This window comes from Roseateles sp. P1_C1_2 (assembly GCF_056406535.1).
Genome location: NZ_JBFUAB010000009.1, coordinates 165816 through 185372 on the forward strand (window position 1 = coordinate 165816; position 19557 = coordinate 185372).

Below are 19557 nucleotides of genomic sequence, written 5' to 3' on the forward strand. Positions count from 1 at the left end.
GGTGGATGCCAAGGACTTCGGCGCACGCGGCGATGGCATCACGCTCGACACGCGGGCACTGCAGGCCGCCATCGATGCCGCGGCGCTGCAGCGCACCACGCTGCGCATCCCGCCCGGCACCTACCTGACCGGTTCGCTCTTCCTGAAGAGCGGCATGACGCTGCGGCTGGAGGCCGGCACCACGCTGCTGGGTTCGCGCAACCTGGCCGACTACCCGCTGCTGCCCACGCGCGTCTCCGGCATCGAGATGCGCTGGCCGGCGGCCCTCGTCAACATCTATGGCGAGCATGACGTCGGCCTGGTCGGCGAAGGCTGCATAGACGGCGACGGCCAGGTCTTCTGGGACAGCTACTGGGCCCTGCGCGCGACCTACGAGCCGCGCGGCCTGCGCTGGGCGTCGGACTATGACGCGCAGCGACCCCGCCTCATCCAGGTCTTCGAGTCAGCCCGCATCAACATCGGCGATGGCCTGCTGCTGCGCCGCTCGGGCTTCTGGACCCTGCACCTCTGCTACAGCGAGGACGTGACGGTCGACAGCCTCACCATCCGCAACAACGACGGCGACGCCCGTGGCCCGTCGACGGACGGCATTGACATCGACTCCTCGCGCCGCGTGACCATCCGCCGCGCCGACATCGCCGTCAACGATGACGCCCTCTGCATGAAGGCCGGCCGCGATGCCGACGGCCTGCGCGTCGCGCGGCCCTGCGAAGACATCAGCATCAGCAATTGCATCGTCCGCGAGGGCGCCGCCGGCCTGACCTTCGGCAGTGAGACCTCGGGCGGCTTCAGGCGCATCACGGCAAGGCGCATCGAGGTCCACGCGCCGGTGCCCGTCGGCCTGCTGTTCAAGTCCGCCCCCAGCCGCGGTGGCTTCATCGAGGGCGTGACGATCAGCGACCTCTCCCTGCATGAGGTGCCCACCGCCCTGCGCGTGACGATGAACTGGAACCCGGCCTTCAGCCGAGCGGACATCCCCGCCGCCGAACGCGCCGAAGCGCCCCCGCACTGGCTCAACCTCGCCACGCCGGTGTCCGCCGAGCGAGGCCGCGTGCAGGTGAATGGCGTGCGCATCGAACGCCTCAAGGCCCGCGGTGCGGATGTCGCCTTTGAGGTCGACGCCTATACCGAAGCGCCGCTGCGTGGCTTCAGCTTCACCGGGCTGGACATCGAGGCCCGACGCGGCGGTCATGTTCTGGATGCCGTGGACTGGCGCTTTGCGGACAGCCGCCTGTCGCTGCGCGAGCCCATCGCCGTTGGCGCCGGTATCGAACTCACCGGCCTGAACAGCGCCTGCTGGAGACATGATGCGGCGCTGCGCCGGCGCGATGTGTCGGCACTGCCCATGGTTGAGCAGGACATTCAATAAGCAGGAGACGACAGGATGAGCGACGAGACCCTGGCCTTCAAGATGCAGCTCAAGCCCGGCGTCGTGGCAGAGTACAGGCGCCGCCACGACGAGCTCTGGCCCGATCTCGCCGAAGCCCTGCGCGGCGCCGGCATCCACGACTACTGGATCTTCCTCGACGAAGCCACGCTCTCCCTCTTCGCCGTCCTCAAGCGCAAGCCCGGCCACCCCTTCGACGACCTGCCCCACCAGCCCGTGATGCGCCGCTGGTGGGACCACATGGCCGACCTGATGGAGGTCGAGGCCGACAACAAGCCGCGCCAGTGGCCGTTGACACCCCTCTTCCACTTCAACTGAAGGAGGGCCGCCATGCGCACCTGGATCACCCTCACCCTGGCCTGGGCCCTCGCCCTGCCGACGCTCGCCGCCGACGCGCTGCGCCCGCCGCTGCTGCTCACCGGTGCCCGGGCCAATGCGCAGGACCTGTCCGGCCGCTGGACCTATTCCAAGGATCTGTACCGCACCGGCTTCACCGACATCAATGGTTGGGTCGCCAAGTCGCGCATGCAGCGCCACCGTGACGTGGACGTGGCCACCGAGGAGAGCAAGCCCGGTCCGGCCTTCTTCGAGTTCGACCTCGACCGCGGCCCGGCGATGGACATCCCCGGCGCGTGGAACTCGGCCACGCCCGAACTGCGCTACTTCGACGGGCTGATCTGGTTCCAGCGCCGCTTTGATGCGGCCATCAAGACGGACCAGCGCAGCTTCCTGCGCTTCGAGGCCGTCAACTACCGCGCCTACGTCTATCTGAACGGCAAGGAAGTCGGCCGGCACGAGGGCGGCTTCACGCCCTTCGTCGTCGAGGTGACCGACGCGCTGCGCGCGCAGGGCAACCGCCTCGTCGTCGGCGTGGACTCCAAGCACGACGCCAACAGCGTCCCCGGCGAGATCACCGACTGGGACCTCTACGGCGGCATCACGCGGCCGGTGAAGCTCATCCAGACACCCGCCACCTTCATCGACGACGCGACGCTGCGCCTCAACGACGCCGGCCGGCTGGTGGGCAGCCTGCAGCTCAACGGCCCGCAGGCCGCCAACCGCGCGGTAAACCTGCGCATCGCCGGCCTGAACCTCACGCTGCCGACGCGCACCGACGCGAACGGCGAAGCCCGCTTTGACATGGCAGCGCCAGCGAGCTTGAAGCGCTGGACGCCCGACACGCCGACGCTCTACGACGTGGACTTCGACGCCGGTGACGACAAAGTGCGCGACCGCATCGGCTTCCGCACGATTGCCGTGCGCGGCAGCGAGATCCTGCTCAACGGCCAGCCCATCTTCCTGAAGGGCATCTGCATCCACGAGGAAGAGGTCGGCCCCAACCCCGCCCGCCGCATCGACGATGCCGCCGCGCGCCGCCTGCTCGGCGAGGTGAAGAACGGCCTGCACGGCAACTATGTGCGCCTGTCCCACTACCCGCACAACGAAGCCATGCTGCGCGTGGCCGACGAGATCGGCCTGCTGGTGTGGAGCGAGATCCCCGTCTACTGGACCGTGAACTGGGACAACCCGGCCACGCTGGACCTGGCCCGCCGCATGCAGGCCGAGACCATCTATCGCGACCGCAACCGCGCCGCCGTCGTGCTGTGGAGCATCGGCAACGAGACGCCCGTGGCCGACAACCGCACGCGCTTCCACACCGCGCTGGCCCAGACCGTGCGCGCGCTGGACCCGAGCCGCCTCATCAGCGCGGCGCTGCTGGTGGAGCGCAAGGGCGACACCCTCCACATCGCCGACACGCTGCTGAAGGAACTCGACGTCATCGCCGTGAACACGTATGCCGGCTGGTACGGCGACGACACGCTGGCCGACGTGGCCAAGCTGCGCTGGGACGTGCCGGCCGACAAGCCGCTGCTGTTCAGCGAGTTCGGCGCCGATGCGCAGGCGGGCTTCCAAGACGCCAAGCTGCGCCGCAAGTTCAGCGAGGACTTCCAGGTCGACTACTACCGCGCCACGCTGGCCATGGCCGCCAAGGTGCCGACGCTGCGCGGCCTGTCACCCTGGGTGCTGAAGGACTTCCGCTCGCCGCGCCGCGAGCACCCGGTCTACCAGAACGGCTGGAACCGCAAGGGGCTGATCTCCGAGACGGGGCAGCGCAAGCTGGCCTTCGACGTGCTGGCCGAGCACTACAAGGCGCAGGCGAAATGAAGCGGGCTTTGGCGGCGTTGCTGGTCGGGCTCGCCTCGGCAACGCAGGCCTTCGACGTCGCCGTCACGGTCGACGACCTGCCCGTGCACGGCAAGCTGCCGCCGGGCGTGACGCGGCTGGAGGTGGCCGAAGCGCATCTGCGCGCGTTCAAGGCGTTCGGGGTGAGCGAGGCCTGGGGTTTCGTCAACGCGCGCGGCGCCGAGGCCGAGGGCGACGAGGTGCTGGCCGCCTGGCGCCGGGCGGGGCATCCGCTGGGCAACCACACGTTCAGCCACCTGAACCTGGGGCGGGCGGCGTCGCTGCAAGTCTGGGCGGCCGACGTGATCGCTGGCGAGCCGCTGGTTGAAAAGCACATGGGCGATGCGAACTGGCGCTGGTTCCGCTATCCCAACCTGTCCGTGGGCGATGGCGAGCGGCGGGATGCCGCGCTGGCCTTTTTGCGCGAACGCGGCTACCGCGTGGCGGATGTGAGCCTCGCCTTCTCCGACTGGGACTACACGGACGCCTATGCGCGCTGCAAGGCGGCGGGCAATGAGACCGCCGTGGCTGCGATGACGGCCCACTATCTGCGCGGTGTCGACGCGGGCCTCACCCGGGCTCGCGCGGGGTCCGAGGCCTTGTACGGGCGCGAGATCCCCTTCGTGCTGCTGACCCATCTGGGCGCCTTCAGCGCCGCCACCCTGCCCGAGGTGCTGAGGCGATTGCAGGCGGCAGGCGCGCGCTTCGTCTCGCTGGAGCAGGCGCAGCGCGACCCGGCCTACGAGCGTTTCGGCGGTGGCAGCCTCATCACGCGCGAGGCCCGGGCAAGCAACGCCAAGTTGCCCGCGCACGCCGCCGCCGAAGCCATGGACCTCAAAACCCTATGCCCATGATTCGCATCGCCTTCGCCCTGCTGGCGGGCCTGGCCCTGCCGGCACAAGCCGCCCGCGAGGTTTACAACTTCAACCCCGCCTGGCGACTCCATGTTGGCGACGCGCCGGGCGCTGAAGCCACGGCCTTCGACGACGCCGGCTGGCAGCCCGTCACCCTGCCCCGCGCCTGGAACGAGGACGACGCCTTCGCCAGGGACATCGTCGACCACCGCACCGGCATCGCCTGGTACCGCAAGCGCTTCACGCTGCCCAGGGACATCGCCGGCCGCAAGGTCTTCATCGAGTTCGAGGGTGCCCGCCAAGCCGCCGAGGTCTGGGTCAACGGCCAGCGCATCGGCTTGCACGAGAACGGCGTGACGGCCTTCGGCTTCGACCTGAGCCAGGTCGTCAAACCCGGCGACAACTTCATCGCCGTGCGCACCGACAACCGCTGGGACTACCGCGAGCAGGCCACCAACCAGCGCTACCAGTGGGCCGACAAGAACTTCAACGCCAACTACGGTGGCCTGCCCAAGAACCTGCGGCTTCACGTCACCGACAAGCTCTACCAGACGCTGCCGCTGTACAGCAACCTCGGCACCACGGGCGTCTACGTCCACGCGGCGGACTTCGACCCGCAGGCCCACCGCGCCACCATCACCGCTGAAGCCCAGGTGCGCAACGAGCACGACAAGCCGCGCCGCTTCGCCTTCGACGTCGCCCTGCTTGACCGCGACGGCAAGCAGGTTGCCAGCTTCAAGGCTCCAGCCCAGACGCTGCTGCCCGGCGCCACCACCACCGTCCGCGCCAGCGCGCCTGTCGACGGCCTGCAGTTCTGGAGCTGGGGTTATGGCGCCCTCTACGACGTCGAGACGACGCTGAGTGTCGACGGCAAGCCCGTCGACAAGGTCGTCACGCGCACCGGCTTTCGCCAGACCGCGTTCGCCAACGGCATGGTCACGCTGAACGGCCGCATCATCCAGCTCAAGGGCTATGCCCAGCGCACCAGCAACGAGTGGCCGGCCATCGGCCTCTCCGTGCCCGCCTGGCTCAGCGACTACAGCAACGGCCTGATGCTGGCCAGCAACGCCAACTTCGTGCGCTGGATGCACACCGCGCCGTGGAAGCAGGACGTCGAGTCGCTGGACCGCATCGGCCTGATGCAGGCCCTGCCCACCGGCGACTCCGAGGCCGATGTGACGGGCAGGCGCTGGGAGCAGCGCATGGAAGCCATGCGCGACGCCATCGTCTACTTCCGCAACAACCCATCGGTGCTGATGTTCGAGGCGGGCAACCGCAGCGTCAGCGCCGAGCACATGGCCGAGGTGCGCGCGCTGCGCGACCGCTTCGACCCGCACGGCGGCCGCGCCGCCGGCAGCCGCGAGATGCTGTCGCGGGCGCTGCAGGACGTGGCCGAGTACGGTGGCGAGATGCTCTACATCAACAAGAGCGCCCGCCGCCCGATGTGGGCCATGGAGTACTCACGCGACGAAAGCGCCCGCAAGTTCTGGGACGAGCTCTCGCCGCCCTGGCACCGCGACGGCGACGGCCCCGAGCACAAGGGCCAGAGCGCCGCCAGCTACAACCGCAACCAGGATAGCCACGCGCTGGAGGACGTGCGCCGCTGGGTGGACTACTGGCGCGAGCGCCCCGGCACCGGCACCCGCGTGTCGTCGGGCGGCGTCAACATCATCTTCAGCGACAGCAACACCCACCACCGCGGCGCCGAGAACTACCGCCGCAGCGGCGAAGTGGATGCCATGCGCATCCCCAAGGACGGCTTCTTCGCCCACCAGGTGATGTGGGACGGCTGGGTCGATGTCGAGAAGCCGCGCGCACATCTGCTGGGCCACTGGAACTACCCAGCCGGCACGGTGAAGACCGTCACCGTCATCTCCAGCGCCGCCCGCGTCGTGCTGACGCTGAACGGCAGGCCGGTCGGCGCGGTCGCCGCCGGCGAGCCCTTCATCTTTCGCTTCGACGGCGTCAAGTTCGAACCCGGCGAGCTGCGCGCCGTGGGTCTCGACAAGGAGGGCAACAAGGTCTGCGAGGACGTTCGCGTTACCGCCGGTGCGCCCACCGCGCTGAAGCTGACGGCGCAGACTCACCCTCAGGGCCTGCAGGCCGACGGCGCCGACCTGGCGCTGGTGCAGGTCGAGGTCGTCGACGCCAAGGGCCAGCGCCGCCCGCTGGCCCTGGACAGCGTGAAGTTCACCCTCGACGGCCTGGCCGAGTGGCGCGGCGGCATCGCGCAGGGTCCGGGCAACTTTGTGCTGGCGCGCGAGCTGCCGGTGGAAGGCGGGGTCAACCGCGTGCTGGTGCGCAGCACGACCGATGCGGGCCTCATCAGGCTGCGTGCCGAAGCCCAGGGGCTGGCGCCCGCGACGCTGGAGCTGCGCTCGCAGGCCGTGAAGGTCAGCGGGGGCCTGAGCACACGCTTCCCCGCGGATGGCATCGCCGCGCCCTTCACGCGCGGCCCGACGCCCGCGACACCGTCCTTTGTCGTGAGCCGCATCGCCGTGGCCGTGTCTTCGGTGGAAGCCGACAGCGGCACGCCGGGCCACGCCATCGACGACGATGAATCCACCTCCTGGACCGGTGAGCCCGGTAGGAGCGGCATCCGCTTCCGCCTGGCCGAGGCCACGACGCTGAAGGAGATCACGCTCAAGCTCGGCGGCTGGCGCGAGCGCCAGTACCCGCTGGTCATCCGCGTGGACGGCATCGCCGTCTGGCGCGGCCTGACGGAGCGCAGCCTCGGCTATGTGACGCTGCCGCTGCGGCCGCAGCGCGGCCAGCTCGTCAGCATCGAGCTGACCGGCGATGCCCAGGGCGGCAACGAGGCGGCCGCCAACACCGAGGTCGCCAACCAGAAGATCGTCGACACCGGCGCGAGCCGCCTCGGCCGCGGCGTGCTGTCCATCGTCGAAGCCGAGTTCTACAAGCAGCCCTGAGCCATGCCCAATTCACCTGCTCTCACCCGCCGCCAGCTGCTGGCCGCCACGCTGCTAGCGCCGGCCCTGACCGCCTCGGCCCAGCCGGTCTCGTGGCCCAACCCGCTCGTCCCCCAGCGCGCCGACCCGCAGATCCTGCGCCACGGCGACTGGGTCTACCTGATGGCCACCGTGCCCGAGTACGACYGGGTGGAGCTGCGCCGCGCGCGCAGCATCGCCGGCCTGGCCACGGCCGAGCCCAAGGTCGTCTGGCGCCGGCATGAGCAAGGCCCCATGAGCCGCAACATCTGGGCGCCCGAGCTGCACGTCATCGACGGCCGCTGGTTCATCTACTTCAGCGCCGGCGAGGCCAAGGAGCCCTGGAAGATCCGGCTCTGGGTGCTGGAGAACGCGTCGCCGGATCCACTGCAGGGCGACTGGACCGAGCGCGGCCAGATCAAGACGCAGTGGGAAACCTTCACGCTGGACGCCACCGTCTTCGAGCACCGCGGCAAACGCTATCTGGCCTGGGCGCAGACCGACCCGGCCAAGAAGAACCACAGCACCGATATCTACCTGTCGCGCATGAAGAGCGCGACCGAGCTGGAAGGCCCGCAAGTACGCCTGAGCCAGCCCGACTACGCCTGGGAGCAGCTGCGCCACATCGTCAACGAAGCGCCCGCCGTGCTCATCCATGGCGGCCGCGTCTTCATGACGTATTCGGCGGCCGGCACGGGTGCCGAGTACTGCCTGGGCCTGCTGTGGGCCGACGAGAGCGCCGACCTGCTGGACCCAAAGAGCTGGCGCAAATCACCCGGCCCGGTGTTCGTCAGCAGCCCTGAAAATAGCCAGTACGGCCCCGGCCACAACAGCTTCGTCGTGGAGCCTGACGGCAGCGTGCTCAACGTCTTCCACGCGCGCAACTACCGCGACATCGTCGGCGACCCGCTGAAGGACAGTGGCCGCGCGACACGCGTGCAGCCGCTGCGCTTCACGGCCGAGGGCATGCCCGACTTCGGCCAGCCGCTGCGCGAGACCACCAGGCCATGACCGTCATCGCCCTCTCGGCCGGCGTGCCCAATGTGTTCGATGGCGAGTCCCCCGACCGGGTCTGCCGCCGGCCGACGCGCGCCGAGTTGCATGCCTACCCCTCGTCCTTGCCGGCCCGGGGCCGAGCCTTGGTCTACGCGGGGGGCGGCTATCTGCAGCTGATGCACGACAAGGAAGGCGTCGAGATCGCGCGCTGGCTGAACACGCTGGGAATGGACGCCCATGTCCTCGTGCACCGCCTGCCCGGCCAGGACGGCCAGCCCTTCGACATCGCGCTGCAGGACGGCCTGCGCGCCATGGAACTGCTGGCCACACTGCCTCCGCTGCCGCTGCTGCATGTGGGCCTGTCCTCCGGTGGCCATCTGGCCGGCGTGATGGCCTGCCAGGGCGGATCGGTCGGCGCCGTCATCGCCTACGCGCCCCTCAACGCCAACCACCGCGACCACAAGGCCCCGGCGGGCAAGCCCGACTTTCCACCGCCCGAGAAGCAGGCCTTCTACGACGCCTGGCCCATCGGCATCGCCACCGAGCCGCACGGCCTGCCGCGCTGCCCGGTGTTCCTGGCCTATGCGCTGCACGACGCCATCGTGCCCGTCGACCACGCCCTCAATCTCATCAAGGCCGCGCAGGTCCATGGACTGGACGTCGAGGCCCATGTCTTCCCGCAGGCCGAGCATGGCTTTGCGCTGCGCGGCCTCGCCGGCACACAGGACCGATGGCCGGCGCTCGCGGCCCGCTGGATGGCGGCCAAATTGGACAGCCCCAACTTCGCCTAACCTTGCCGGCTTGTCAGAGCCACGAGTCAAGCATGCTGGAAGCGATCAATAGCTGGGGTGACTACCGATCCAAGGTGAGGGAGTTCGACGCCGTGCTCGAGCACGGCAAGGCGGTTGCCGCGGCGCTGACCGGGCTGCCACCGTCCGCCCCGCATGTCAGCTATGGCGCGCAGATCTACGTCAAGCTGCTGTCCCACAGCATCGCCTTGCGCCGGCTGGCGCCCGACCCCGGCCAGCCGATGCCGCGCGAACTGTGGGACCAGCCCTCCATGTGCGCGCTGGCACGCTGCGTCATCGAGGCCCATGACGCCTTCGAATACATCGCCGGGCAACCAGTCACGGACTCGGAGCGCGGCTTTCGCATCCGGCTCTGGGAGCTGCACGACGCCACGCGCCGCCTGAAGATCCTGGGCGGCACCGCCTCGACGGACCCCGCGATCACCGGCATCCTGGCCGACGCCGCGCGGCTTCAGCTGGCGCTGGAGGCGCACGAGTACATGGCCTCGCTGCCGGCCGTGCCGCAGGCGGAGCTGCGCCTGCGGCTGCGGCGCAGCGACCCGCCGGACTTCCACCTGACTCGCCGCCAACGCTGCGCCCTGAGCGGCGTGGACGCCGACTGGCACAAGGCGGTCTCGATGCAGCTCTCGCAGCATGTGCTGACCTTGCCCTACTCCGTCCACCAGCTGTTTCAGTTCCAGGCGGGAACGCCTGCGGCGCTGCGCCTGACGGCCATGCCGCTGCTCTTCGCCCTGCCCTTCCTCGCGCGCGCCATCCACGCCATGGACCTGCTCCTGCCCGGGCGCGCCCCCAAACCGCCGAGCCGGACGGCACGCACCATGGCCCTGTGGCGCGGCGTTGCCGAGCCCGGCACGAAAGATCCTGGATGACCCATCTGCTGAAGTCGCTGCTGCTGTGCGCGGCCTGGCTGCCACTGGCGGCCCTGGCCGAGGGCGGCGCCCTCATGCTGTCGCCCGCTCACCAGGCCAGCGGCATCAGCCCCGACACCCAGCTCGCCATCCGTTTCGCCAGCCCGCCCACGCCGGGCACTGCAGGCCTGATCCGCATCCATGACGCCGACGACGGGCGGCTGGTCGACACGCTGGATCTGTCTGTTGCGGCCTCACCCAACCGCCGCATGACGGCGCCCGAGGCGGCCGCCGACGCGCTCCAGCAGGCCTACCAGTCCACCCGCATCGCCGGCCGCGACTGGCACTTCCGCCCGGTCATCGTGCGCGGCAACGTGGCGACGATCTACCCTCACCACGGCGTGCTGAGCTACGGCCGCCGCTATCGCGTGACGGTGGATGCCGGCGTGCTGCAGGCCGCCGCCCTCACCTGGACCTTTGCGACCCGTGCCGCACCGCCGCCGGCCGACAGCACCCGCCTCGTCGTCGCGGCCGACGGCAGCGGCGACTTCGCCACCGTGCAGGGCGCCATCGATTTCGTGCCCGACAAGCCGGCCAAGCGGATCACCCTCTTCATTCGCAATGGCTTCTACGAGGAGATCGTGTCGCTGGCCGCCAAGTCCAAGCTCATCCTGCGCGGCGAGGACCGCGACAAGGTGCAGGTCGGCTATGCCAACAGCAGCGCCTTCAACCCCGGCGCGCGCGGCCGCTGGGCCTTTTCCATCGTCGATGGCGCTGACATCCAGCTCTCCAGCTTCACGATCAACAACTACGCCATCGGCCAGGCCGAGGCGCTGATGACGCGTGGCGAGCGCATCGTGCTCAGCGACATGACGCTGAACGGCTCCGGCGACGCGCTAACGACCTACGGCACGCTCTATGTGGCCGACAGCAAGCTCACCGGCCATGGCGACACCATCCTGGGCTATGCGGCGGCCTATTTCCTGCGCACCGAGCTGCAGTCCATCGGCCCCTTCAGCTGGACGCGCACACCCGCCGGCCAGCACGGCAATGTGTTCGTGGACTGCCGCTTCATCGCCAGCGAAGCCCCGCTGCCTTGGGGCCAGCAGGGTGACAAGGCCGAGCGCCCGCCCGCTGTTTTCGCCCGGCTGCCGCGCAACCGCTCCGTCACGGCCGCAGCCGCCAACTACCCGCATGCCGAGATGGTGCTGATCGACACCCGCACCCAGGGCATCGCGCCCGAAGGCTGGGGTCCGGTGGAAGAGGCGCCGGACTTCGACAGCTCGCAGGTGCGCTTCTGGGAGTTCAACACCATGGACCTGCAGGGCCGCCCCATCGACTTCTCCAGGCGCCACCCGGTCTCGCGCCGGCTGACGATGGAGAAGGACGCCGCCTTGATAGCCGACTACCGCCGGCCGGAGTTCGTGCTGGGTGGCTGGAAGCCGGTGGTGGAGTGAGGCGATGAAACGCTGGCGCACCCTGACGCTGTTGCTGCTGGCCCTGTGCGGCCTGCCGGCGCAGGCCGTCGAGCAATGGGGCATCCATGAGATCGCGCTGACCGGCCCCGCCGACGGCAACCCCTTTGTCGACGTGCAGCTGACGGCGCGCTTCAGCGATGGCGCGCGGACGATAGAAGTCGACGGCTTCTACGACAGCGACGGCGTCTACCGCCTGCGCTTCATGCCGCCGCATGCCGGCCGCTGGACCTGGGTCAGCCAGAGCAACCGCTGGGCGCTGACGAACAAGCAGGGCGAGTTCAGCGTCACGCCGGCCAAAGGCAGCAATCACGGCCCGGTAGGGGTGCGCCACAGCCACCACTTCGGCTACGCCGACGGCTCGCCCTACAAGCCCGTCGGCACGACGATGTACAGTTGGGCTCACCGCGGCGCGGCGCTGGAAGAGCAGACGCTGAAAACGCTGGCCGTCGCGCCCTTCAACAAGGTGCGCATGCTGGTGTTCCCGCAGACGGCGGGAACGGACAGGCATCCCCCGGAACTCTGGCCCTACGCTGGCACGCCGCCTCGCAACTGGGACCACAGCCGCTTCAATCCGGCCTTCTTCCGCCACCTGGAACAGCGCGTCGGCCAGCTGCGCGACCTCGGCATCGAGGCCGACCTCATCCTGCACCACCCCTACGACGACAAGCGCGAATGGGGCCTGGCCACCATGACCCGCGAGCAGGACGACCGCTACGCCCGCTACCTCGTCGCGCGCCTGGCGGCCTATCGAAACGTCTGGTGGTCGCTGGCCAACGAGTTCGACTTCATCCGCACCAAGACCGACGACGACTGGGAGCACCTCGGCCAGCTGCTGCAGCACGTCGATCCCTACGGCCATCTGCGCTCCATCCACAACGGCAAGCGCATCTACGACCAGGCGCGGCCGTGGATCACCCACGTCAGCATGCAGCACGGCATGGCGGCCGCAGAGGCCAGCCGCGCCGTGCTGTTCCGCGAGGCCTGGCGCAAGCCGGTCGTCTTCGACGAGCTGAAGTACGAGGGCCGGCACGACCGCCGCTGGGCGCAACTGAGCGGGCCGCAGATGGTGCACGCCTTTTGGTCGGCGACCATCGCGGGCAGCTACGGCGGCCACAGCGAGTTCATCCCCGACGCCGACGGCCTGGTCTGGCTGGCCCAGGGCGTGCAGCTGCGCGGCGAGAGCCCGCCACGGCTGGCCTTCCTGAGGCGCATCCTCGACGCCGCGCCCGCCGAAGGCATCGACCCCATCGACGCCTTCGACGACCTCTTCATCGCCGGCCAGCCCGGCCGCTACTACCTCGTCTACTTCGGCCAGCGGGCGCCCACCGCATGGCTGCCCAGGCTCTACCTGACCGGCCTGCGTGACGGCCAGCGCTTCAAGGCCGAGATCATCGACACCTGGGCCATGACGATCACGCCAGTGCCCACGCCGCTGCAGTTCACGCCGCAGGGCCGCTACGACTTCGTGGAGCGCAGCGGCCAGGCCATCCCGCTGCCTGGCAAGCCGGGCATCGCGCTGCGCCTGATCGCGCAGGACACGCCGGCCGGCCCGGGCGCGCGGCCCGCTCACGACGACTGACCCCGCCCGCGACATGAAGACAAACACCGCTCTCGCCACCCTCCTGCTGCTCGCCGCCTGTGCGACGGCACAGTCGGCAGCGGCACCGCCTGCATTCCCGGGCGCCGAGGGCGAAGGCGCCATCTCCCTCGGCGGGCGCGGCGGGCGGGCCCTCTACGTGACGACGCTGGCCGACGCTGGCCCCGGCTCGCTGCGCGCCGCCGTCGAGGCCAAGGGGCCACGCACCGTCGTGTTCGCGGTGTCCGGCACCATCGCCCTGGCCAGGCCGCTGCACGTCACCGAAGGCCGCCTCACCATCGCCGGCCAGACGGCACCCGGCGACGGCATCACGCTGCGCAATCACGCGCTGCTGATCGATGCCGACGACGTCGTCGTGCGCTTCATCCGCTCCCGCATGGGCGACGAGGCCGGCGCGGACGACGACGCCATCAGCGTCGGCTCGGGCCAGCGCATCATGCTGGACCATGTCTCGGCCAGTTGGTCCACCGACGAGTCACTGTCGGTCTCGGTGGCCCGCGCCGACCTGGGCCGCCCGGCCTACCAGCATGTCACCGTGCAATGGAGCTTGATTGCCGAATCACTGAACTGCAATGCGCCCAAGAAAGGCGCCTGCCATGGCTTCGGCAGCCTGCTGCGTGGCGCACACGGCACGCGGCTGTCCATGCACCACAACCTGTGGGCCCACCACCAGGACCGCATGCCCCGCCCCGGCAACTACCTCAGCCCGCAGGCCGACCCGGTGGGTGGCTTCTACGATCTGCGCGCCAACGTCTTCTACAACTGGGGCACCGAGCGCGCTGGCTACAACCTGGACCGCGGCGGCGAGCTCGCCAGCTACAACTTCGTCGACAACGTCTACCTGACCGGGCCCAGCTCCACGGGCAAGTTCGCCTTCGAGGAAAGCAACCCCGGGTCACGCGCCTGGTTCGCCGGCAACAGCATGGACGGCGAGTTGCCCGCCGACCCGTGGACGCTGGTGCGGGCCCATGCGCAGAACCTGCCCGGCGGCCTGCCGGCCGGCTACAAGCTGGCGGCGCCCCTGCCCTTCGCAGCGGTCACCGCGGACGCGCCCGCGAAGACGCTGGAGCGCGTGCTGGCCAGCGCCGGCGCGTCACTGGTGCGAGACGCGGTGGATGAGCGCTTCATCACCGACGTGCGCCAGCGCCGTGGCAAGCTCATCAACAGCCAGGCCGAAGTGGGCGGCTGGCCCGAGCTGAAGAGTGGCCCTGCACCTCTGGACAGCGATGGCGATGGCATGCCGGATGCGTGGGAGACGGCGCAGGGCCTGAACCCCGGCGATGCGTCGGACGCAGCGCGCGTGGACCCGTCCTCGGGCTACACGCAGCTGGAGCGCTATCTGAACGGACTGGTGGCCCACCTGGTCGGCGCTGGAACCGCCGCCGTCCCCTGCCCGGATCTGGCCTTCGTGAAGCAGCAGCCTTTTCGCAAGGCCAAGCAGGCCCTCGACACGTCGTCCATCACCACGGCCCATGACGCCCGCGTGATCGGCGACGCCATCACGCCGATCATGAGGCTGCTCGTGGCCCTGAGCTACGCCGATCTGCCGCAGAGCGTCGACAAGGAAGTGCTGACCGGCAATGGTCGCGCCGCACTGCGCCAGCCGCCGCTGCGCAACGACAAGAATCGTTTCTCCGTCACCAGCGTGAGCGGCTGGAAAGTCTGTGGCGACGACATGCTGTCGTTTTCGGCAACCTATCGCGACCTGTTCCGCAAGAACCCCTGGACGACGAACTTCCTGTTCACGAAGGTGGACGGGGTTTGGCGCTTCCACGATCACGCGGAAATCGGTGCTGGGCAGGTGTGCCGGTAGACAGCCCTTCAGTCGATCGCCAAGGTCAAGCGGTTCAGCTGCCCTCGCCCGGCGGCGCGTACTGCTCGATGACCTGCTGCTCGGTCAACATCGACGTCTGGTTGGCGAAGTCGTAATAGGCAGGCTTCTTGTCGACATAGATCTGGCTGGCCAGCTCGAAGTCGTTGCTCTCGAAAGCACCGGCCGGCACAAAGTACTCGCCGGTGGCCAGCAGCTTGTAGAAGAGATGGGTGCCGCAATGCTTGCAGAAGGCGCGCTCGGCCCACTGCGAAGACGCATAGACGCCGATGTGCTCCTGGCCTACGAAGCGAACGTCGGGCCCGCAATGCACGGCCAGCAACGGGCCGCCGCCCCAGCGCCGACAGAAGCCGCAATGGCAGGCGCCGATCTCTCGGGTGTCGGGCGACGTGAAGCGGACGGCGCCGCAAAGGCAGTGACCAGCATGGAGGGTCTCCAGGAGAGCCAGGACAGGTGCGTGGATTCTTGCGCCGCCGCTGCGCAGCCGGTGCCGGGATCTGTCAGCAACGGCGCCGCAGGCTCAGCGCCCGCCGAGCTGCGGGTCCGGCCAGACCGGCGCCGGCTGCGGCGCCCGAGGGGTGCTGCGCCACAGCCACCATTCCAGCCACAGCGCCTGCGGCAGCCAGGAGCTCCAGACCAGTGCCGTGTAGAAGGCCTCCACTGGCACGCCAAAGGCCGAGCCCATGAGGATTTGCAGGCGCAGCGTGATGCCGCCGGCCGTCAGCACGAAGCTGCGCAGCATCCAGCGCCGGTGCGCCGCCACGCGGCGAGCGCGGATGTGGACGAGAGCGATGGCCGTGCTCGCCAGCCACAGCAGGCCCAGCAGCGCAAAGCCCACCTGAGCCAGCAGACCGCCGTTGGCCTGCAGGGCCAGCGGCAACGCCGTCAGGCCGCCGACCAGCAGGCAGCTCGCATAGCCCCAGCCGATGGCGCGGTGCAGGCGCGGGCGCTGCTCGCGCAGCCGCACGACGAACTGCCAGGGGCCCAGCATCAAGGCCAGGCCGGCGCTCACGGCGTGCAGCACCAGCAGCTCGCGCTGCGTGGCCAGGTTGGTCAGCGGCGGCGCCCAGGGCTGGCCCGGCAAGGCGTAGCGCAGCGCCATGAAGCCGGTCACGGCGGCGGTCACCAGCAACAGCGCAAGGCCGAACCGGCGGGCGAATGGGGAGGGGTGTGCGGTGTTCATGCCGCTCAATCTAGGCGGCAAGAATGAGTTGAGCCTTAACCTGGATCCGGCAGATGCACTCTCGCCACCAAGCCGGACTGCCCGTCCTCCCGCCCACGCAGCTCGATGCGCAAGCCATGCTTGAGACCCGCCTGCCGCGCGATGGCCAGGCCCAGACCGCTGCCGCCCGCAGGCGCGTCGGGCATGCGGAAGAAGCGGTCGAAGACGCGCTCGCGCATGGCCTCCGGCAGGCCCGGGCCGCTGTCCTGCACATCCACCCAGCGCGCCCCGCCCTCGCCCGCCGCCAGCCTCAGCTCGACCTCGCTGCCCGGCGGCGCATGGCGCAGCGCGTTGTCGATGAGGTTGTCGAACAGGCTGCGCAGGTCGCCCTCGACGGCGCTCAGCAGCAGCGGTCCTTCAACCTGGTCGACAAACGCGACCTCGACGCCGCGCCGGTCGGCCAGGGCCATGGCCTGACCGATGCTGGCGCGCAGCAGGGTGCGCAGATCCAGCAGCACACCGGCGCCGGTCGTGCGGGCCGCCTCCTGGCGCGACAGACTCAGCATCTGCTCGACCAGGTGCTGGGCCCGGTCCATGCCCTGCTGCAGCTGCACGAACTCGGCCTGGGCGCCGGCCATGTGGGGGCGCAGGTTTTCCAGCTGCAGGTTGAGGGCCGTCAGCGGCGTGCGCAGCTCGTGGGCGGCGTCCTGCACAAAGCGAGCGGTCAGGTCAGCGCTCAGGCGCGCAGCGGCCCTGGATGTCGGCTGCCAGCCGCGCAACCTCGGCCGGGTCTGCCCCGGGCGGCGGTTTGAAGCTGGCCAGCAAGCTCTCCAACGCAGCCTTGTGGGCGGAGTCGACGTCGGGCCGGCGCCGCGTCTCCTCGGTCCCCTTGCTGATCTCGGCGCGCTGCTGCTCACGCAGCGCGCCGATCTCGTTGGGTGTCAGCAGCCGCGGGTGCTGTGCAGCCAGCGTGCTGAGCCAGTACAGCGACACGCGGTCGCAGGCCCAGGCGTCGCGGCGCAACGCGGCCACGACCGTGGGCTCTGAGGCCATGTCGAAACCCTTGCCCAGCGCCGACACCAGCGCGGCCGCCGCACCTTGATCGCCTTCGGCGAGGCTGCGGCGCAGCAGCGGCACCAGTTGCGCGCGTGACGCGGCATCCACGGCCTGGCAGGACGCCAGGTCCTGCTGCATGCCGGCCAGCAGCGCGCGGCCGTCAGCCTCGGACTTGCGGTGCCATCCGGCGTCAACCTGCGCACGGAGTCTCTCGACGCCTTCACAGGTCTTGATGTGCCGCGCCGCCTCGCCGGCCTTGCCGCGCTCGTCGCTGCTGACGGCGATCTGGATTTCGCGCTGCATGCGCGAGACATCCGGCGGCGGGCGGGGAATGGCGACCGCCGATGCCGGTGCCGCCGGCTGCGAAGCTGGCTCGGCGGTCGGCCCTGCCGTGGCGGGGGGCGGTACCGGTTCGATCGATTGGGCCTGCGCCACAGGCTCCGCCGGCTCGGCTGGTGCCGCGCCATCGCCGCGCCACCAGGCGAAGGCCGATACGGCCAGCACGGCTACAACGACAACCGGGACCACATGGCGGCTCAGCTTCATCCAACTACCCCGCCTTGCGCCGAATGATGGTGACGATGACATGCCGGTTGTTGCGCACGAAAGTCGACGTGGAGTTGCCGCTGAACTGGCCATGCCACAGCAGCTTGCCGAAGCTGTTCCGTGCCTTGGCCGAAGGTGGAGAAGTCGGCAACGCAGATAGTCTCGGCGTGCGCAGCGGTGGTCAGCAGGCAGAGGGCGAAGGCCGTGAAAAGTGATGACTTCATGCGGACGACTTTGTCATTCCGGTGAGAGGACCAAGTATTGCCTGGGCGGGGAAGATCACCCACGCTCAGGCGGACAGCACCGGCGCGAGCCGCTCGGCAAGCTGTGTGCGCTTGTCTTGCGATGAGGCATTCCCCAGCGAACGCTCGGCCGCGGCCCTGGCGTCTGCAGCGCGGCCGGCGGCGAACAGCGCCTCGGCCTGCGTCAGGTTCAGCAGCCAGTCGTCGGGCAGTGCAGCCAGCGACGGCGCCAGCACGTCCAGCGCGCGCTCGGGCTCTCCGAGCCGCACCAATCGGTCCGCCAGGAAGTGGCGGGCGATCTTCACGCCGGGCGCGGCATCGCTCGGCCCGCCCTGCGCCTGTTCGGCGGCCAGCGCCAGTTCGGACTGGACGACGGCTTCGGCCAGCTGGCCCTGCGTATCCAGCACGCCGGCGAGTTGGGCATGCAGGTCCGCCACCGCCGGCAGGCCGCCGTCACGAACCAGCGTGATGGCTGCGGTGAAGCCCTCTGCGGCCTCGGCCAGCCGCCCAGCACCCCAGCGCGCAAAGGCCTGGCGGGCCAGCGCGTTGATCTGCGCGTACGGATTCCGGGCCTGGCTCACCTAGCTGCCCACGCCACGAGGTCCGCCACCGGGAAGGGCGGCCCGCGCGGCCTCGCAACGGCTCTGGATCTCGGCCGAGATGCGCGCCACTTCCGCAGCGTTGGCCTCGGGCGGCGGCTTGAAGGTGGCCAGCATGCCTTCGATGGCAGCCTGACGCTTCGGGTCACCGTCAGCCTTGCTCAGCATTGCCTCCAAACCCTTGCTGAGCTGGATTCGTTCCTGATCGCGCAAGGCCCCGATCTCGTTGGGAGTCAACAGTTGCGGATCCCGGCGGACCAGACTGCTCAGCACACGTTGTGAGCTGCTGTCGCAGTCCCAGGCGTCACGACGCAGCGCGGGGATGACGGCGGGCTCATCCGCCAGATTGAAGTTCTTTCCCAAGGCCTGCACCAGGCCTGCAGCAGCACCCTTGTCGCCCTCGTCAAGGCTGCGGCGAAGCAGCGGCACCAACTGCGCGCGAGACGCTGCGTCCACGGCCTGGCAGGAGGCGACCAACTCCTGGTGGCTGGCTCTCATGACGCTGTGCGCGGTTTCCGGCAAGCGGCGCAGCAAGTTCTCCATCGACTGGCGCGCCCGCTCTGGGTCGCGCTCCAACGCCAGGCACCTCTGGATGTGCCGCGCTGCTTCTCCCGCCTTGCCACGCTGATCGCTGCTGATGGCGAGCTGGATGTCGGGCTGCATGCGCGAGACGTTTACAGGCGGGCGGCGCAAGACGGCCGATGCAGGGATCGCCATTGTCGGCACCGAGGCGGCGGCAGGGGCGGCGGCGACGGAGCGCCCCTCATCCAACGGGACGGCTGGCGCCGGCACCACGGGCGGCGAAGGCGCCGGCACCGAGGCTTGCTGCGGCACGGCGTCGCTGCCGCCACGCCAGTGGGTCACGGCAAAAGCCAATGCGCCGACACAGGCGACGCCCGCCAGCCAGGCCAAACGCTGGGCACCAGGTTTCATCGGGACAGGTCCTTTGTGCTCATGAAGGAAGCGGGTGATGGCCCCGCAACGGGAAGGGGCGGCTGCGACAGGTCTGGACATCCCAGC

General features: G+C 69.7%; 18 protein-coding genes. 12 read left to right on the forward strand and 6 right to left on the reverse strand.

Annotated features, from left to right (window positions below; translation table 11 throughout):
* The first annotated feature begins 1 nt into the window (after nt 1).
* The 11 genes from AC1D2H_RS10855 to AC1D2H_RS10905 are packed head-to-tail and all read left to right on the forward strand — an operon-like array spanning nt 2 to nt 14914.
* Nucleotides 2-1369, forward strand: a complete 1368-nt coding sequence (locus AC1D2H_RS10855) for a glycoside hydrolase family 28 protein (RefSeq protein ID WP_478010927.1) — start codon at nt 2-4, stop codon at nt 1367-1369.
* A gap of 15 nt (nt 1370-1384) precedes the next feature.
* Entirely contained in the window at nt 1385-1705 is a 321-nt protein-coding gene (locus AC1D2H_RS10860; RefSeq protein ID WP_478010928.1) for an L-rhamnose mutarotase, read from the forward strand.
* 12 nt (nt 1706-1717) lie between these two features.
* The gene (locus AC1D2H_RS10865) at nt 1718-3553 is read left to right on the forward strand and encodes a glycoside hydrolase family 2 protein (protein WP_478010929.1); all 1836 of its coding nucleotides are present in this window, start codon (nt 1718-1720) and stop codon (nt 3551-3553) included.
* Nucleotides 3550-4425, forward strand: a complete 876-nt coding sequence (locus AC1D2H_RS10870; protein WP_478010930.1) for a polysaccharide deacetylase family protein — start codon at nt 3550-3552, stop codon at nt 4423-4425. The genes AC1D2H_RS10865 and AC1D2H_RS10870 overlap by 4 nt, the downstream gene beginning before the upstream one ends.
* On the forward strand, nt 4416-7355 hold the full coding sequence (locus AC1D2H_RS10875) for a glycoside hydrolase family 2 protein (protein WP_478010931.1): 2940 nt from the start codon (nt 4416-4418) through the stop codon (nt 7353-7355). Before AC1D2H_RS10870 ends, AC1D2H_RS10875 begins: the two co-directional genes overlap by 10 nt.
* Nucleotides 7356-7358: 3 nt before the next feature.
* Entirely contained in the window at nt 7359-8384 is a 1026-nt protein-coding gene (locus tag AC1D2H_RS10880) for a glycoside hydrolase family 43 protein (RefSeq protein WP_478010932.1), read from the forward strand.
* Nucleotides 8381-9160, forward strand: a complete 780-nt coding sequence (locus tag AC1D2H_RS10885; protein ID WP_478010933.1) for an alpha/beta hydrolase — start codon at nt 8381-8383, stop codon at nt 9158-9160. Before AC1D2H_RS10880 ends, AC1D2H_RS10885 begins: the two co-directional genes overlap by 4 nt.
* A 32-nt stretch (nt 9161-9192) precedes the next feature.
* The gene (locus tag AC1D2H_RS10890) at nt 9193-10047 is read left to right on the forward strand and encodes a hypothetical protein (protein ID WP_478010934.1); all 855 of its coding nucleotides are present in this window, start codon (nt 9193-9195) and stop codon (nt 10045-10047) included.
* A complete protein-coding gene (locus AC1D2H_RS10895; RefSeq protein ID WP_478010935.1) occupies nt 10044-11483 on the forward strand; it encodes a pectinesterase family protein in 1440 nt (479 codons plus the stop codon). Before AC1D2H_RS10890 ends, AC1D2H_RS10895 begins: the two co-directional genes overlap by 4 nt.
* Nucleotides 11484-11487: 4 nt before the next feature.
* Nucleotides 11488-13083, forward strand: coding sequence for a DUF5060 domain-containing protein (locus tag AC1D2H_RS10900; RefSeq protein ID WP_478010936.1), 1596 nt, complete (start codon nt 11488-11490; stop codon nt 13081-13083).
* A gap of 13 nt (nt 13084-13096) precedes the next feature.
* Complete coding sequence (locus AC1D2H_RS10905; RefSeq protein WP_478010937.1) at nt 13097-14914, forward strand: pectate lyase family protein; 1818 nt, start codon at nt 13097-13099, stop codon at nt 14912-14914.
* A gap of 34 nt (nt 14915-14948) precedes the next feature.
* Here the strand turns inward: AC1D2H_RS10905 and AC1D2H_RS10910 are convergent, their stop codons facing one another.
* The 4 genes from AC1D2H_RS10910 to AC1D2H_RS10925 are packed head-to-tail and all read right to left on the reverse strand — an operon-like array spanning nt 14949 to nt 17453.
* Nucleotides 14949-15416, reverse strand: a complete 468-nt coding sequence (locus tag AC1D2H_RS10910; RefSeq protein WP_478010961.1) for a GFA family protein — start codon at nt 15414-15416, stop codon at nt 14949-14951.
* 36 nt (nt 15417-15452) lie between these two features.
* Nucleotides 15453-16115: a DUF2306 domain-containing protein gene (locus AC1D2H_RS10915; protein WP_478010938.1), complete on the reverse strand. Its 663-nt coding sequence runs from the start codon at nt 16113-16115 to the stop codon at nt 15453-15455.
* A gap of 35 nt (nt 16116-16150) precedes the next feature.
* On the reverse strand, nt 16151-16807 hold the full coding sequence (locus tag AC1D2H_RS10920) for a sensor histidine kinase (RefSeq protein WP_478010939.1): 657 nt from the start codon (nt 16805-16807) through the stop codon (nt 16151-16153).
* A gap of 16 nt (nt 16808-16823) precedes the next feature.
* Complete coding sequence (locus AC1D2H_RS10925; RefSeq protein WP_478010940.1) at nt 16824-17453, reverse strand: hypothetical protein; 630 nt, start codon at nt 17451-17453, stop codon at nt 16824-16826.
* Nucleotides 17454-17719: 266 nt separating this feature from the next.
* Between AC1D2H_RS10925 and AC1D2H_RS10930 the strand changes: the two genes are divergently transcribed.
* A complete protein-coding gene (locus tag AC1D2H_RS10930; RefSeq protein ID WP_478010941.1) occupies nt 17720-17911 on the forward strand; it encodes a hypothetical protein in 192 nt (63 codons plus the stop codon).
* 74 nt (nt 17912-17985) lie between these two features.
* Here AC1D2H_RS10930 and AC1D2H_RS10935 read toward each other — a convergent pair whose 3' ends face one another.
* A complete protein-coding gene (locus tag AC1D2H_RS10935) occupies nt 17986-18519 on the reverse strand; it encodes a hypothetical protein (RefSeq protein WP_478010942.1) in 534 nt (177 codons plus the stop codon).
* Nucleotides 18520-19470 carry a hypothetical protein gene (locus AC1D2H_RS10940; protein ID WP_477930378.1) on the reverse strand — a complete coding sequence of 317 codons (951 nt, stop codon included), beginning with the start codon at nt 19468-19470 and terminating at the stop codon, nt 18520-18522.
* Between the last annotated feature and the right edge of the window lie 87 nt (nt 19471-19557).

Bases quoted from the DNA above. Each gene is read 5' to 3' on its own strand.
- AC1D2H_RS10860 (WP_478010928.1), top strand. From the start codon at position 1,385: ATGAGCGACGAGACCCTGGCCTTCAAGATGCAGCTCAAGCCCGGCGTC.
- AC1D2H_RS10865 (WP_478010929.1), top strand. From the start codon at position 1,718: ATGCGCACCTGGATCACCCTCACCCTGGCCTGGGCCCTCGCCCTGCCG.
- AC1D2H_RS10870 (WP_478010930.1), top strand. From the start codon at position 3,550: ATGAAGCGGGCTTTGGCGGCGTTGCTGGTCGGGCTCGCCTCGGCAACG.
- AC1D2H_RS10875 (WP_478010931.1), top strand. From the start codon at position 4,416: ATGCCCATGATTCGCATCGCCTTCGCCCTGCTGGCGGGCCTGGCCCTG.
- AC1D2H_RS10885 (WP_478010933.1), top strand. From the start codon at position 8,381: ATGACCGTCATCGCCCTCTCGGCCGGCGTGCCCAATGTGTTCGATGGC.
- AC1D2H_RS10890 (WP_478010934.1), top strand. From the start codon at position 9,193: ATGCTGGAAGCGATCAATAGCTGGGGTGACTACCGATCCAAGGTGAGG.
- AC1D2H_RS10895 (WP_478010935.1), top strand. From the start codon at position 10,044: ATGACCCATCTGCTGAAGTCGCTGCTGCTGTGCGCGGCCTGGCTGCCA.
- AC1D2H_RS10900 (WP_478010936.1), top strand. From the start codon at position 11,488: ATGAAACGCTGGCGCACCCTGACGCTGTTGCTGCTGGCCCTGTGCGGC.
- AC1D2H_RS10905 (WP_478010937.1), top strand. From the start codon at position 13,097: ATGAAGACAAACACCGCTCTCGCCACCCTCCTGCTGCTCGCCGCCTGT.
- AC1D2H_RS10915 (WP_478010938.1), bottom strand. From the start codon at position 16,115: ATGAACACCGCACACCCCTCCCCATTCGCCCGCCGGTTCGGCCTTGCG.
- AC1D2H_RS10925 (WP_478010940.1), bottom strand. From the start codon at position 17,453: ATGCAGCGCGAAATCCAGATCGCCGTCAGCAGCGACGAGCGCGGCAAG.
- AC1D2H_RS10930 (WP_478010941.1), top strand. From the start codon at position 17,720: ATGATGGTGACGATGACATGCCGGTTGTTGCGCACGAAAGTCGACGTG.
- AC1D2H_RS10940 (WP_477930378.1), bottom strand. From the start codon at position 19,470: ATGAAACCTGGTGCCCAGCGTTTGGCCTGGCTGGCGGGCGTCGCCTGT.